Raw genomic sequence first — 14370 nt, forward strand, 5'->3', positions numbered from 1 at the left:
AGCCTCGGGTCGCCCCATAGGCTGCGAGGTCAGTTGGACGTAAGTAACCTCAAGCGACACTGCGATTGCTTTGAGTGATCAAGTCCAGGAGTTGCTCCGGCGATTGCACGCCCCGGAGCAGTTCCCGCTGGAGCCGTTCGAGGCCGGGTGCGTGCAGGCCGGTCTCCTTCACCAGGTGGTGACGGGCCTGCCGGAACGTTATGGAGGTCGCCTCCACCAGTCTGCCGCTGAGTGCCTCGGCGACCATGAGCTGTAGCCAGAACCGCTCGCGCCTCGGGTGCAACTCGGCCAGCTTCCGGATCCTGGGCAGGGCGAGATCGGTCTGCCCGGACCGCAGGCTGGACAGCACCAGCATCTCCTCGGCCTGGAAGCGCAACTCCTCGAGATAGGCCGCTTCGGCGCGGAGCGACTGCACGTCCACCACGTCCGGCATCGCTTCGGCGCCGCGCCACAGGTCGAGCGCCGCGCGAGCGGTCCCGGCCGCGCCCACCGGATCCAAAGGCCATCGGGTACGCGCCTCGTGCAGCAACTCGCGGAACCGGTACGCGTCGACGACGCAGCTGCCGGGCGCAATCTGGTAACCAGCCGTGCTGGTCGTCAGGGCTCGTGCGGTCCCGTGCCGCAGGGCGCCGCGCAGCACCCGGATGTGTGATCGCACCATCTGCGGGGCGTGGGGTGGGTGGCCGGAACCCCAGATCGGCCGGATCAGCTGTCCGGTTGACACCGGCCGCCCGGCCGCCGCGACCAGCAGCGCGAGCACCTTGCGGCACTGCGGTTGGAGGTCGATCTTCGCCCCGCTGGATCCCATGATCTCGACCGGTCCGAGAATCCGCACCTCAGGCCATTCTTGATCTTCGCTCACAGTGCAAACTCCAGCCTGTTAAGGCGCCCCCCGGAAACGGAGAATACACAGTGGACAGGCATCGCGGTGACCCGTCAGCTGAGGTGCCCCACGGCTTGCTGCCGTGGGGCACCTCAGGTCCACAACCTGGCCGAGAACGTCCAGGTGCAGCGGGCCGAGGGTCAGGTCGAGAATCCGGCACGTCGCCTGGGCCACGGCGGCGGGCATGTTCCCGGGCTGGTCGACCGTACCGACGGCGTCTCCGGAAGAATCGGTGAGCGCGCCCGTCAGGGTGCCGGGGGCGACCATGGCGACGACCAGGTCGGCGTCGATGACGCGTTCGCCCTGGGCCAGTTGCCGGATGCCGCGGATCAGGTCGCTCGGTGCGGCCTGGACACCGACCACGCCGTGAACGGGGAGGTCCAGCGCGCGACGCAGCTGAGCCGGCTTCTTCACCGCTTCTGCTTTGCGCAGCGCAGGTTTCGCGACCGAGACGGCCTTGTGTGCCTCCGTCGAGATCGCCGTCACCGTGGGTTTCTTCGCCGCGGCGGTAACCGCTTTGCGGACCACTGCTGGTGGCGTCACCTCGATGGAGGGGAGTGGCACGTCGGATGCGCATCTGCCCGGAAAATCTCCAACGGCTGGAAGGCAGGCGGCGTGCCTTTCTGCTTCTCCGCGCGCCGCAGGGAACGATCATGGCCGGCCGGGTGTTGCTCCGCTCATGACACGTACCTCCACGGACGGCCTGCGGCTTTCGATCCTCGACCTTGCGCCGATCGCGCCCGGCGAAACCGTCGCGCAGGCTTTCGCGAACTCCGTCGCACTCGCTCAGGCTGCCGAGAGTCACGGTTACGAGCGGATTTGGTACGCCGAACACCACAACATGGCCCGGATCGCCTCCAGTGCGACGAGCCTGCTGATCGGGCATGTCGCCGGGAACACCTCGACGATCCGGCTCGGAGCCGGTGGCATCATGCTGCCGAACCACTCGCCGCTGGTGATCGCCGAGCAGTTCGGCACCCTCGCGTCGCTGTACCCGGACCGCATCGACCTGGGCCTCGGCCGGGCGCCCGGCAGCGACCAGGCCACCATGCGGGCGATGCGCCGCGATCCGATGTCGGCCGAGTCGTTCCCGCAGGACATCCTCGAACTGCAGGGATACCTCAGCGGCGAGTCCCGGATCGAAGGCGTTCAGGCCACACCCGGCGCCGGAACCAACGTGCCGCTCTACATCCTGGGCTCGTCGATGTTCGGCGCCCGGCTCGCCGCCGCGTCGGGACTGCCCTACGCGTTCGCCTCGCACTTCTCGCCCGGCCTGCTGCACGAGGCGGTCACTGCCTACCGCCAGGAGTTCACCCCGTCGGAGCAGCTGGCGTCGCCGTACGTGATCGCCGGTGTGAACGTGGTGGCCGCCGCGTCGTCGGACGCCGCACGGCAGCAGTTCGAGACCACCCGCCGGACGCTGGTGCGGGGCCTGGTCACCCGGTCCTCCGGCGGCGCGGGGGAGTACTCCGACGAGGAGATCGACGCCTTCCTCACCACACCGAACGGCCGTCAGCTCGCCGCGATGCTGACGTACACGGCGGTGGGCACCCCGGACGAGGTCGGCGCGTACCTCACCGGGTTCGCCAAGGACGCCCAGGCCGACGAGCTGATCGTCGCCCACCAGTCGACCCGGATCGCCGACCGCCTGCAATCGGTGGCCCTGACCGCCTCGGCGGTGCTCGGTTAGGAACGGCCGAACATAGCGGCCAGGCTCGCGTCCGAGGCGGCCAGCGCGGCCCGGTCGAAGGTGCTGCCGGCGGCGACCAGCTCGGCGGCACCGGTGCGGTCGAGCAGCTCGGCGAGCCGGCCCTCCACCTGAGCCGGCGTTCCGGCGATCGCAGCGGCGGCGGTCTGGTCCAGGTATTGCTGCTGGCGCGCGGTCCGGGTCGCTCCCCGGATCGCCGCCACCGGCTCCAGAGGCGGAAAATCCCCTTGGGTACGCGCTTGGGCCATCGCCCACGCCTCCGGCAACGCCAGGTCGGCGGCCTCGGCCGCGGTGTCGGCGATCAGCACGTCGAGGCTGATCGCCACCCGGGGCTCGGGTTGCTGCGCCGACGGCCGGAAGCCACGCCGGTAACCCTCCAGGGCCGCCAGCCCCGGCGCCGGGTCGCCGCCCACCCCGAGAATCGGGCCGCCGACGACAACCGGCAGCCCGAACTCGGCCGCGATCCGTAGCCCGCTTCCGGTGGCCAGCACGTGCAGCGGCACCGCACCGTCCGGGTGCGGATGCACCGTGACCTCGCCCGTCCCGGTCAGGTATCCGCGCAGCTCAGCGAGGTCGGCGGCGAAGTCACTGTCGCCCTGCCGCAGCGCCCGGCGTACCGGGGCGGTGAAACCGGGGGAGCGGCCCAGCCCCAGGTCGACCCGGCCCGGCGCGAAGGCGGACAGCATGGCGAACTGCTCGGCGACAACAAGCGGCTGGTGGTGCGGCAGCATCACGCCGGCCGAACCCAGCCGGATGCCCGTCGTCGCACCGGCGACGGCGGCCAGCAGCACGGCCGGAGCGGCGCCGGCGATCCCGGGCACCCCGTGGTGCTCGGCGACCCAGAACCGGTCGTACCCCAGCCGCTCGGCCTGGACGGCCCGCGCGACGCTGTTGCGCAGCGCGGCGGCCTCGGGCTCACCGGCGCGAATGCGGGAGCGGTCCAGCAGCGAGAGGTGAAGCCCGGCGTTGATCACAAAAGGTCCAGCGCCGCCGGGCCGGGGACTTGTTCCCGGGAATCGGTCACCGCCGGCCGCTCGCTCCGGAAGGATCGGGCAGATGCCCACCCGGGAAGCAGGCACGGACGTGGGCGGGGGCGGCGCCGTGCCGGTGCGGCTGTCGAGCGCCGCCGTGCTGCGTGCCGTCCTCGCCGCGATGGTGGTGGCCGGGCTCGGGTACCTGACCGGGAACGCGGCCGTGCATCAGGCGCTGCCGTTGCTGTCCGACATCGCCGCCGCCGTCGCGGTTCTGGCGGTGCTGCGCTGGTACCGGGGGACGTACCGGCCGGTGTGGCTGCTGATCGGCCCGGGCATCGTTCTGCTCGGCAGCGTCCACCTCCTGTGGTTCGTACGTGTCGGGCTCGGCGGCGCGAGCACCGCTGACACCGCAGGGACCGGGCTGATCCAGGTGATCGCCTGGATCTTCATGATCAGCGGCTGTGTTTCCGAGTTGCGGCATCGCGCGGCGGGTGCGGCCGGTGGGGTGGTCGAGGCCGCGCTGATCGGCATGGGCCTGACCACGCCGCTGTGGGAGTTCCTGCTGCGCCCGGCCCTGCTCCGGCTGGACACACCGGCTGTCGGGCAGATCCTCTGCCTGCTCCCGGTGTACTGCATCGCGGCGATCATGGGTGGTCTGGTGCGGCTCTTCCCGCACGCCGAGACCGCCAGGAACACTCTGCTCTACATGTTCGCCGCCCTCGGACTCTCGCTCACCGGGCTGACCGTTGCCGTCACCCGCACCGACCCGGTGACCGGCGGGCAGCCGGCCTGGGTGGTGCTGTTCTTCGTGGCGGCGATGCTGTGTCTTGCCGGGGCCGCGCTCGACCCGGGCAACAACGAGCTCGGCCGGGTGCCGCAGAACGCAGGTCAGGGCACCGTCCGGTTGCCGTACCTCGGTGTTGGCCTGCTTCTCGGCCCGGTGGTCGGTGGCGTTCCGCAGCTGTTCGGGATGGCACCGGACGGGGTGATGCTCTGCGCCGGCCAGGCCGTCATGACCGTCCTGGTGCTGGTACGCCTGAACCAGTCGGAGCGGGACCGAGCCGCACAGCAGCGGCTCCTGGTCGAGCAGGCACAGCACGACGAGCTGACCGGGCTGCCGAACCGCCGCCACCTGTTCGAACTGCTGACCGCCGTGGAGGGCGCGGGCGGGGTGGCGGTGCTGTTCTGCGACCTCAACGACTTCAAGCCGATCAACGACACCCTCGGGCACGAGGCCGGTGACAGCGTGCTGCGTACCGCGGCCGCTCGTCTGCGCGGTGCGGTCCGGGGCGAGGACGTGGTCGGCCGGGTCGGCGGCGACGAGTTCCTGGTGATCTGTCCCGGCGCCGACGACGCCGGGGCGGCCGAGATCCGCGACCGGATCGTGGCCGGGCTCAGCGAGCCGATCGCCTGGTCGGGCCATGTCCTGCGGGTGGGTGTCTCGATCGGGGTCGCGGTGTCGGAAGCCGGTGAGTCCAGCGACGCGCTGGTGGCCCGCGCCGACGCGTTGATGTACGCCGCGAAGCGGGCCGGTAAGGCCGGCGCCCCCGAACAGCAGCGGTCGCGCGCGGCTCGGTGAAGTGGACCGCCGGGGTGCTCTTCTCCTGACGGGCTCCGGCGTGGAGAATCGGTCGCCGCCGATCAATGCCGACCGCAGGGACCGAACCATGCCGTTCGATGGGTTCATCTCGTACAGCCATGCCGCTGATGGGCGTCTCGCGCCCGCTGTGCAGCGGGGCCTGCACCGGCTCGCGCGGCCATGGCACCGGCGCCGGGCGTTGTGGATCTTCCGGGATCAGACCGGGCTGGCGGTCACACCGGGCCTGTGGTCGTCGATCCAGACCGCGATGGACGGCTCGCAGTACTTCGTGCTGCTCGCCTCGCCGGAGGCGGCGCGCTCGCCGTGGGTGAACAAGGAGATCGAGCACTGGGTGGCGACGAAGTCACCGCGGCGGATCCTGCCGGTGCTGACCGACGGCGAGTGGCGCTGGGACGCAGCGACCGGTGACTTCACCGGCGACTCCACGGCGGTGCCGGAGGCGTTGCGCGGCGTCTTCGTCGAGGAACCGCTCTATCTGGACCTGCGCTGGGCCCGCGACGACCTGCACCTGAACCTGCGGCACGCCCGGTTCCGGGACTCGATCGCGCAGCTGGCGGCGCCGATGCACGGCGTCAGCAAGGACGAGCTCGAGAGCGAGGACGTACGCCAGCACCGGCGGGCGCGCCGGCTGTGGTCGGCGGCCACGGCGATGGTCCTGGTGCTCGCGCTGGTGGCCTCGCTGACCGGAGTCCTGGCGATGCGTAACGCCGGCCGGGCCAACGCGTCGGCCGTGGAGGCACGACGGCAGCAGCAGATCGCCTTCGAGCAGCGCGGCAGCGCCGAACGGGCCACCGAGGAGTCGCTGCGGCAGCAGGAGAACGCCCAGCTGCAGGAGGAGCGGGCACAGACCGCTGCCGAGGAGACCCGACGGCAGGGCCTGCTCGCCGGCGAGCAGCGCGCGCTGGCCGACCAGGCCGCGCAGGACGCGGCCCTGCAGAAGGGCAACGCGGAACAACAGCAGCAGTACGCCAGGCGCGAGAAGGAGAACGCCCAGCGCTCCGCCGAGGACGCCCGCCGCCAGCAGGAGGACGCTCGACGGTCCGCCGAGGACGCCCGCCGGGAGAAGGAGAACGCCCGCCGCAGGCAGGAGGACGCCCGCCGGTACGCCGAGGACGCCGAGCGCCAGAAGGAGAACGCCCAGCAGCAGGAGGAGAACGCCCAGCGGTCCGCCGAGGAGGCCCAGAAATCTGCCGAGGACGCCCAGCGCTCCGCCGAGGACGCCAAGCGGCAGCAGGGGCTCGCCGACCAGGCGGAAGCCCGGGCCCGGCAGCAGGAGCAGCTCGCGCAGCAGTACCAGGAGCAGGCCCGGCTGGCCACCGAGGAGCGGCAGCGGCAGGAGAAGATCGCGCGGGAGCAGGAACAACTGGCCCGGGAAGCGGCCGAGGAGGCACGCCGCCAGCGTGCGGAGGCGGCATTGCAGCGGCGGATCGCGATCAACCAGCGGCTGGTCGGCCGGGCCCGCGCGATGATCGAGTACGACCCGCAGAAGGCTCTCATGCTGGCCGTGGCCGCGAAACGCCTGCACTCCGACGCACTGACCGACGACCAGCTCAGTCATCTCGTCATGTCGACGCACTACGCCGGCGCTCTCGCCGACGTGATCGAGGTCGACGTGGTGGCGAACGGGGTGCTCGCCGCTGCCGGACCGGACGGGACGGTGACGCTGTGGGACATCTCCCGTCCGGCGCGGGCGGTCCGGCTCGCCGCCGTGCCGACCGGCGGATCGGCCGGCAAGACGCTGGTGGCCAGCCCGGATGGGCGTACCCTCGCGGTGTTCGAAGGGTTGTCGCCCGTGGTGCTGTGGGATGTCAGCGACTCGGCGCGACCGGCCCGGCTGACCGAGATCGCCGACTCCGCCGGGATCGCGGCGGTGGCGTTCAGCCCGGACGGGCGTACCGTCGCCACCAGCAACCGGGACAAGACCACCACGCTGTGGGACGTGGTGCGCGGCCGGGCGCCGGTCGCGCTCAGCACGCTGCCGGGCGCGCAGTCGCTGACGTTCGGGCCGGACGGGAAGATCGCGGTGACCAGCGGCACGACGGCCACCGTGTGGAACCTGGCCGATCGAGCGGTTCCGGTCCAGCTCACCACCATCAGCAAGGCCCTTGCCGGCGGGACCGTCCTGTTCAGCCCGAAGCTGCCGGTCGTGGTCATCGAGGAGATCGACGGATACGTAGTGCCGTGGGACATGCGGAACCCGGCCCTGCCGAAGCGCGGTTCCTCCCTGGAGGCCGCGACCGGGGACGCGGCGCTGACCCGGCTGGCGTTCAGCGCGGACGGGCTCATGCTGGCGCTCAGCGATTCGAGCGGCACGACGCGGCTGCGCAACCTCTCGCTCGGCTCGATCGCGGGGCAGACCTCGTTGATCGGCCGGGTCGCCACCCTGACCGGCCGCGACGGCCCCATCCAGTCGGTGGCGCTCAGCAACGACGGGAAGATGCTGATCTCCTCCGGTGAACGCCGGACCGCGACGCTGTGGAACACCCGGGGCGCCTTCGGCCGGGAGACGATCGCCGCGCTCGTCCGGCCGGACCCCGCGGACGTGGTGGGGGTGGCGTTCGGCGCCGACGGTCGATCGGTGATCGCCGCCGACGCCCCGGGAACGGCGGTGTCCTGGGACCTGACCGATCCGGCCCACCCGGTCCAGGGCGCGGCCGTGCAGCTGAACAGCGGACGGATCCAGTTGATCGATCAGAGCCGGGACGGGCGCACCCTGGCCGTCGGCGGCATGGACGAGGTGGTGACGCTGGTGGACATGACCCGCCCGGCCGAACCCGCCGTGCTGACCAGGATCACCGACGCCGGTGACGTGACAGTGCTCGCGTTCAGCCCGGACGGGCGCATTCTCGCCGTGGGCCGGACCGACGGGCGGGCTTCGCTCTACGACATGGCCGACCGGGCACACCCGGCCCTGATCACCGAGCTCACCAACCGCGGGTTCCTGAACGGGCTCTCGTTCAGCGGCGACGGGCGCACCCTGGCCGTCGCCGCCGGACAGAACGTGTCGCTGTGGGACCTGACCGACAGGTCCGCCCCGACCCGCCACACCGAGCTGTCCCTGGGCGAATCCACCCTGGCGGTGGCGCTCAGCCCGGACGGGAACACCCTCGCCGTCGGCGTCGGCTGGGGCGGAACGGCGAGCATCTGGGACACCACCGACCCGGTCCGGCCGCACCGGCTCGCCACCATGAAGGACGCCGAGAGCGTGGTGATGTGGCTCGGCTTCAGCCCGGACGGGACGGTGCTGGCCACCGGCGGGATCAGCGAGGCGCACCTGTGGGAGATCACCGACCGGAGCACGCCGGTACGGTTCTCCACCCTGGTGCACAACCAGCTCCGATCCCGCGATCTGATGTTCAGCCCGGACGGGCACACCCTCGCGGCGGCCGGAAGCCGCAGCGTCACGCTGTGGGACTACTCGGTGCCGGAGGACCTTTCCGCCGACCCCGCCGCAGAGGCCTGCGCGCTCACCGGCCGCGGGCTCGACGAGCAGGAGTGGGCCGGTTACATCCCGGAACTCCCGTACCAGGCCACCTGTTGACCGCGGTGCCGGGCGCGGGTCTCTAGGCTGGGGTGCATGAAGGTCTTGTCCATCCAGTCGGTGGTCGCGCACGGCCATGTCGGCAACTCCGCGGCCGTGTTCCCCCTGCAGCGCATCGGTGTCGAGGTCGTGCCGATCCCCACGGTCAACTTCTCCAACCACACCGGGTACGGCGCCTGGCGGGGGCCGCTCATCCCGCCGCCGGACGTGGCCGAGATTCTCCTCGGGGTGCAGGAGCGCGGGGTCTTCCCGCAGATCGACGCCGTGCTGTCCGGATATCAGGGCGGCGCGGGCATCGCCGACGTCATCATCGACGCGGTACGCCGGGTGAAGGCCGCGAACCCCTCGGCGGTGTACGCGTGCGACCCGGTCATGGGCAACGCCAAGTCCGGATGCTTCGTCGCGCCGGAGATCCCGGTGCTGCTGCGCGACCGGGTCGTGCCGGTGGCCGACATCATCACCCCGAACCAGTTCGAGCTGGGGTTCCTGACCGGCACCGAGCCGGCGAGCATCGAGTCCACCCTCGCCTCGGCCGACCTGGCCCGTGCCATGGGCCCCTCGACCGTGCTGGTCACCAGCGTGGAACGCCCCGACCGGGAAGAGGGCACGATCGAGATGCTCGTCGTCGACCCGGCCGGCGCCTGGATCGTGACCACCCCGCACCTGCCGTTCAAGGCGAACGGGTCCGGCGACGTCACGGCGGCGCTGTTCACCGCCCATTACGTACAGACCAAGAGCGCGGCGGTGGCTCTGGAGCGCACCGCGTCAAGCGTCTTCGACCTGATCGAGACCACGTACCGCTCCGGCGAGCGTGAGCTACGGCTGGTTCAGGCCCAGGAGTTCTACGCCACGCCGCGCATGCAGTTCAGCGCGAAGCAGGTCCGCTGATCCTGCCGGGCGGGGAGTTACCGTGGTCCGATGTCTACGAGATTGTCACCTGCGGAGTGGGCTCGGCGACGCCGGGCCGATCACGTCGACCGGCGGCTCGAGGTCGCCGGGGCGCGGGCGTTCGGGCGGCTGGGCCGGCTCGGCGACGACTGGCACATCGTCGACTGGTCGCAGACCGGGTTGTCGCGCCGGCACGACGAGAACGACCCGGTTCGCGCCCGCGCCGGGTTCCTGGCGATCGGGCCGGGCGGGGTCTACGCGGTCACCATCGCCGACCAGGGCCTCTCCCGGGTGCTGATCGTCGGTGACGTGGTGCAGATCAACGGCAAACGACTTCCGTACGTGGCCGAGGCCCGTCGTGCCGCCAGCCGGGCCGCCGCCGCGTTCGCCGTGGCGGCGGGTGTCGAGGTGCCGGTCACCCCGGTGCTCGCTTTCGCCGGTGTCGGTGCGATGAGCACTCACGGGCTGCCCACCACCTGCCTGGTCGCCACCGATCGTGAGCTGGACAAACTCCTGGTGGCCGGTGGCAGCCGGATCAACCCGGGCACGGCGGCCCGGCTCGCGCGGATCGCCCGGGAGCGTTCTGCCGACGAGGCGCCGGCCAACGGGCACGTCATGCCGTACCCTCGCCGGGGTTGATCTTTAAGGTTGTTTAAGGTTTGTCGCCCGTCCGCTGGTGAACTCACGCTCGTAGATGCGGTCATGAGACGCACCTACAGGCGGCCGGGCAGCGGCTTCAGTGGACGTAATCGCAAGATCGTGATCGGGCTCGTGGCGGCCGTGGTGGTCGGTGGTGGCCTGGCGGTGGGCACCGGGTTGAGCAGCGCGTCCACTTTCTGCGACGGGCTGGACGAGCAGATCCAGGTGACCCAGGACTTCATGGCGGAGCAGCGGGCGAATCCGAACGCGCAGACCGAGGCGATCCTGGCGAACCGGCAGGCGGTGATCGATCTGATCAACGTGCAGAAGGCGCAGGGCGGGTGCGGCGGAGCTGCCGAGGTGCCGGTGGCCCAGCCCACGACGGCGGCTCCGCCTGTCGTGGCAGAAGAGCCCGAAACGCCTGCGGAAGAGGAAGCGGCCGGAGGCGGCGATGTCGTCTGTGCCGGCTCGACGGTCACCCTGTCGGGTGAGGCCGGCGCCCCGGCGGCGTCCAGCGGCACCTTCCCGATCGGCACCCGGCTGCGGGTGACCAACCTGGACAACAGCAAGAGCATCACGGTGACCGTGGCGTCCACGTCGGGCAGCTGCGTCCTGCTCAACAACGCGGCTTTCGAAGAGGTCCGCGAGCCCGGCAAGTTCCTGATCCGGCGCGCCGTGATCGAGCGGGTGAGCTGACCGGGCCGAGCCGGGTCAGTTCGCGTCGGTCAGAGGGTCGAGGACGAAGGCCTGATCCTCGGCGCGCAGCAGCAGGAACGTCGGGACGGTACGGGTGCCGTCCGCGCGGAAGCTGACCTTTCCGGAGATGACAGTGGTGTCGGTGGTGGTCAGCGCCTGCCGGATCGCCTCGGGCTCGCTGCTCCCGGCACGCCGGATCGCGTCGACGGCCACCTGCACGGCGTCGTACGCCTCGACCGTTGACGGCCCCGGACTCGTACCGAAGGCCGCCTTGTACCGGGCCGACCACTCCTTCAGGGTGGGCATGAGCTCGGGGAACAGCAGGGCGGTGCCGTAAACGCCGGTGCTCTGTGCCGTGGTCAGGTCGGTGAGCAGCGGGCCGTCGGTGGCGCCGTCGCCGACCACGATCCGGCCGCGGAAACCCTGGGTGCGCAGATCCTTGATCAGCTGGTTCGCTTCGGCGTAGTAGCCGGTGAAGTAGACCGTGTCGGCCTTGCCGCTGATCACGGTCTGCGCGATGCGCTGGTAGTCGGGTGCGCCCTGGCTGAGCTTGATCTCGTCGGTGATGGTCAGCGCCGTGGTGCGCTTTGCCTCGGCGACCGAGGAGTCGGCCAGGGTCAGCGAGAAACTGGTGCCGTCGTGCACCACGGCCAGCCGGGTGCCGCCGAGACGGTGAATGCGGTCGACGGCGAACACGGCCTCGGCGCCCACGGTCCCGCAGATGAGAAAGACGCTGTCGTACCCGGGTTCGGTGAGGTCCGTCGAGTTGGCCTGGGCGATGACCATCGGGATGCCGGCGTCCCGGAAGATCCGCAGGGTGGGTACGACGGCGCTGCTGCAGTACCCGCCGACCGACACCGCGATGCCGTCCTTGACGATGTCCTGGGCGGCGGTCACCGCGGTGCCCGGGTCGCAGGCGTCGTCGGCGATCACCAGCTCGATCTGCTTGCCGAGCACCCCGCCGGCCGCGTTCAGCTCGTCCACCGCCAGCTGGGCGCCGTTACGCATCGACTCGCCGGAGTGATTGCTGCGGCCGGTCAGGGGCAGCACGCTGCCCAGCCGGATCGTCGTGGCCGATGCCGTCGACGCGGCTTTCCCGGCGCGGTCCGAGGCATCCTGGTTCGACGATCCGCAGGCGGTCAGCACGGCCGAGACGAGCGCGGCGGTCATCAGACCCAGCACGATCCGGCTCTGCACCGAGGGACTCCGTTCGCGAGACTCGGACTTCTGTTCGGCGTTTGTGACCGGAGTCTGAGGTGTTTTCCCTTGACCGGAGGTGCGTAGCGCCGATCATTTCGACGTGACCCGTAGCAACGGCCGACGCAGCGTCGTGATGACGGCATCGCTGGCTGTCGTGCTGCTCGCCCTCGCCGGGTACGTCATCCAGGGCATCGTGCACACCACGCAGGCAACCGATCAGCAGCGTGAGGCGCTGGTGGTGGACATGCTGTTCACCGAGGCGCGGATCGCCGTGGCGATGCAGGAGGTCAACCTCCGGCACTATCAGGTCGAGCCGTCGGTCGCCGTCCAGAAGCGTTTCGCCCAGATCGCCGACACCACCAGCGAGGTGCTGTCATCGGTCGCCGCCAAGGACGACGATCGGACGCGTGCGGACGCCGAGCGGTTGCTTGTCGCCCAGGCCCGGTACCGGGAACTGGCCGAGCAGCTGATCACCATGGTCGCCGACAGCGATCCGGACTTCGCCCAGCTCGACCGGCTCGAGGTCACTCCGGCGTTCTACTCGCTGCAGAACGATGTCGACGAGGTGTCGCGCGCCGCTCACGAGTACGCGCAGACGCAGGTGAGCGCGTTGAGGCGTACCCAGGTGCAGTTGCTCGTGGGCACTTTGATCGGTTTCGGACTGGGCCTGGCGATGCTGGCGATGATCATGAGGTTGATCGTCGGCCACCAGCGCCGCCTGGTCGATCAGGCGGTCGAGAGCCAGCACCGGGCCATGCACGATCCGCTGACCGGCCTGCCGAACCGCGAGCTGTTCTACCGCGAGCTGGCCCACGCGCTGGCGGGCAAGAACAGCGTCGCCATCCTGGTCATCGACCTCGACGGCTTCAAAGCAGTGAACGACACGCTCGGCCACCAGGCCGGTGACCTGCTGCTGATCGAGGCCGGACGGCGGCTGACCGGCGGCGTCGGCGGCCGCGGGGTGGTGGCGCGGCTGGGCGGCGACGAGTTCGCCGTGCTGCTGACCCGGGCGACCGGCTTGACCGCGGTCCGGGCCCTCGCCGAGCAACTCGTCGCCGGGCTGCGGCGCGATTTCGTCCTGGACGGCTTGACCGCGGCGATCAGCGGCAGCCTCGGCATCGCGCTCGGCGAGCCGGGTGACGCCGGTGACGAGCTGTTCCGGCACGCCGACGCCGCCATGTACCGGGCGAAGAACAGCGGCGGTGGTGTCGCCGTCTACCAGGCCAGCATCGACACCGGGGAACCCGACCGGATGTCGCTCTTCGCCGACCTGCGCGGCCTGCTGGACTCCGGCGACCCGGACGGGCAGCTGCGACTGCACTACCAGCCCCAGGTACGCCTCGCCGACGGCGAGGTCGTCGCGGTCGAGGCACTGGTCCGGTGGGAGCACCCCGACCGTGGCCTGCTGATGCCGGCCGCGTTCCTGCCGTCGGCCGAGCGCGGGGGACTGGAGATCCCGCTGACCCACCATCTGATCGCGGTGGCCGTCCGGCAGGCCTCGTCCTGGATGGCCGCCGGCCGCCGCTGGCGGGTGTCGGTGAACGTCTCACCCGGCGCGCTGAACGACGACGCGTTCGCCGACCGTGTCCTCGCGGCCATCGCGGCGGCCGGCCTGCCCGCCGAGCTGCTGCGCCTGGAACTGACCGAGACCAGCATCATGACCGACCCCGGCCGGGCCGTCCGGGCGCTGCGCGAGGTCAGCGCGCATGGCGTCAGCGTCTCGGTGGACGACTTCGGCACCGGGTTCAGCTCACTCGTCCAGCTGCGTGACGTCCCGGCCGACGAACTGAAGATCGACCGCACTTTCGTACGGGACCTGCGCGACGGAACGCCCGACGCGGTGATGGTGCGCAGCTCGATCGACCTCGGGCACAACCTCGGCCTGGAGGTCGTCGCCGAAGGGGTCGAGGACGTGGACACGCTGGCCCGGCTGCGCGAGATGTCCTGCGACTTCGCCCAGGGTTACGCGCTGAGCCGCCCGGTCCCGGCCGCCGACCTGCCGGCGGCGTGCGAGCAGGCGCGGACGGTGGCCGCCGGAGTCATCGTTCCGCTGACCGCCACCGAACAGGTCGCCACCGAGCCGGTCGCGGCGGAACCGGTCGCGAATCGGATGCTGCCAGGCCGCTGACTGGGCTGTTCACCAGAGGAGTTCCTGGAACTCCGAAAGTTTCGGAATCGAGCGGATCCCTATTTCTGCGTGCTCAACCGCTTCAGGCGTACCCTCGCTGGGTTTGGTTGTTT

General features: G+C 70.9%; 11 protein-coding genes. 7 read left to right on the forward strand and 4 right to left on the reverse strand.

Annotated elements, in window-relative coordinates:
- Positions 1 to 49: 49 nt before the first annotated feature.
- Positions 50 to 835, reverse strand: a complete 786-nt coding sequence (locus tag ACQP2E_RS12980) for an AfsR/SARP family transcriptional regulator (RefSeq protein WP_433831245.1) — start codon at positions 833 to 835, stop codon at positions 50 to 52.
- A 45-nt stretch (positions 836 to 880) separates the two neighbouring features.
- Entirely contained in the window at positions 881 to 1447 is a 567-nt protein-coding gene (locus ACQP2E_RS12985; RefSeq protein ID WP_433831247.1) for a hypothetical protein, read from the reverse strand.
- 115 nt (positions 1448 to 1562) lie between these two features.
- Between ACQP2E_RS12985 and ACQP2E_RS12990 the strand changes: the two genes are divergently transcribed.
- Positions 1563 to 2573, forward strand: coding sequence for an LLM class flavin-dependent oxidoreductase (locus tag ACQP2E_RS12990; protein ID WP_433831249.1), 1011 nt, complete (start codon positions 1563 to 1565; stop codon positions 2571 to 2573).
- On the opposite strand, the gene ACQP2E_RS12995 is transcribed toward ACQP2E_RS12990, so the two are convergent.
- Positions 2570 to 3565: an MsnO8 family LLM class oxidoreductase gene (locus ACQP2E_RS12995; RefSeq protein WP_433831251.1), complete on the reverse strand. Its 996-nt coding sequence runs from the start codon at positions 3563 to 3565 to the stop codon at positions 2570 to 2572. The two genes, ACQP2E_RS12990 and ACQP2E_RS12995, sit on opposite strands and share 4 nt — an antisense overlap.
- 82 nt (positions 3566 to 3647) lie before the next feature.
- Between ACQP2E_RS12995 and ACQP2E_RS13000 the strand changes: the two genes are divergently transcribed.
- From ACQP2E_RS13000 to ACQP2E_RS13020, 5 genes are all read left to right on the forward strand, one after another.
- A complete protein-coding gene (locus ACQP2E_RS13000; protein ID WP_433831253.1) occupies positions 3648 to 5144 on the forward strand; it encodes a diguanylate cyclase in 1497 nt (498 codons plus the stop codon).
- Positions 5145 to 5232: 88 nt separating this feature from the next.
- Positions 5233 to 8706 (forward strand): TIR domain-containing protein, encoded by a 3474-nt coding sequence (locus ACQP2E_RS13005; RefSeq protein ID WP_433831255.1) that lies wholly within the window; start codon positions 5233 to 5235, stop codon positions 8704 to 8706.
- Between the two features lie 36 nt (positions 8707 to 8742).
- Positions 8743 to 9594 carry a pyridoxal kinase PdxY gene (gene pdxY / locus ACQP2E_RS13010; protein ID WP_111650568.1) on the forward strand — a complete coding sequence of 284 codons (852 nt, stop codon included), beginning with the start codon at positions 8743 to 8745 and terminating at the stop codon, positions 9592 to 9594.
- Between the two features lie 30 nt (positions 9595 to 9624).
- On the forward strand, positions 9625 to 10233 hold the full coding sequence (locus ACQP2E_RS13015; protein WP_433831258.1) for a hypothetical protein: 609 nt from the start codon (positions 9625 to 9627) through the stop codon (positions 10231 to 10233).
- Positions 10234 to 10296: 63 nt separating this feature from the next.
- Positions 10297 to 10929 (forward strand): hypothetical protein, encoded by a 633-nt coding sequence (locus ACQP2E_RS13020; protein ID WP_433831260.1) that lies wholly within the window; start codon positions 10297 to 10299, stop codon positions 10927 to 10929.
- 15 nt (positions 10930 to 10944) lie between these two features.
- Here ACQP2E_RS13020 and ACQP2E_RS13025 read toward each other — a convergent pair whose 3' ends face one another.
- The gene (locus ACQP2E_RS13025; protein WP_433831262.1) at positions 10945 to 12126 is read right to left on the reverse strand and encodes a branched-chain amino acid ABC transporter substrate-binding protein; all 1182 of its coding nucleotides are present in this window, start codon (positions 12124 to 12126) and stop codon (positions 10945 to 10947) included.
- Between the two features lie 103 nt (positions 12127 to 12229).
- Here ACQP2E_RS13025 and ACQP2E_RS13030 point away from each other — a divergent pair, with 103 nt between their 5' ends.
- Positions 12230 to 14257 carry a putative bifunctional diguanylate cyclase/phosphodiesterase gene (locus ACQP2E_RS13030; protein WP_433831264.1) on the forward strand — a complete coding sequence of 676 codons (2028 nt, stop codon included), beginning with the start codon at positions 12230 to 12232 and terminating at the stop codon, positions 14255 to 14257.
- Positions 14258 to 14370 lie beyond the last annotated feature (113 nt).

Origin of the sequence: Actinoplanes sp. CA-015351 (genome assembly GCF_050955685.1) — a bacterium.
Lineage (GTDB): Bacteria > Actinomycetota > Actinomycetes > Mycobacteriales > Micromonosporaceae > Actinoplanes.

Excerpts from the sequence above, each read along its gene's own strand:
- ACQP2E_RS13000 (WP_433831253.1), top strand. The coding sequence starts at position 3,648 with ATGCCCACCCGGGAAGCAGGCACGGACGTGGGCGGGGGCGGCGCCGTG.
- ACQP2E_RS13020 (WP_433831260.1), top strand. The coding sequence starts at position 10,297 with ATGAGACGCACCTACAGGCGGCCGGGCAGCGGCTTCAGTGGACGTAAT.
- ACQP2E_RS12990 (WP_433831249.1), top strand. The coding sequence starts at position 1,563 with ATGACACGTACCTCCACGGACGGCCTGCGGCTTTCGATCCTCGACCTT.
- ACQP2E_RS13015 (WP_433831258.1), top strand. The coding sequence starts at position 9,625 with ATGTCTACGAGATTGTCACCTGCGGAGTGGGCTCGGCGACGCCGGGCC.
- pdxY (WP_111650568.1), top strand. The coding sequence starts at position 8,743 with ATGAAGGTCTTGTCCATCCAGTCGGTGGTCGCGCACGGCCATGTCGGC.
- ACQP2E_RS13005 (WP_433831255.1), top strand. The coding sequence starts at position 5,233 with ATGCCGTTCGATGGGTTCATCTCGTACAGCCATGCCGCTGATGGGCGT.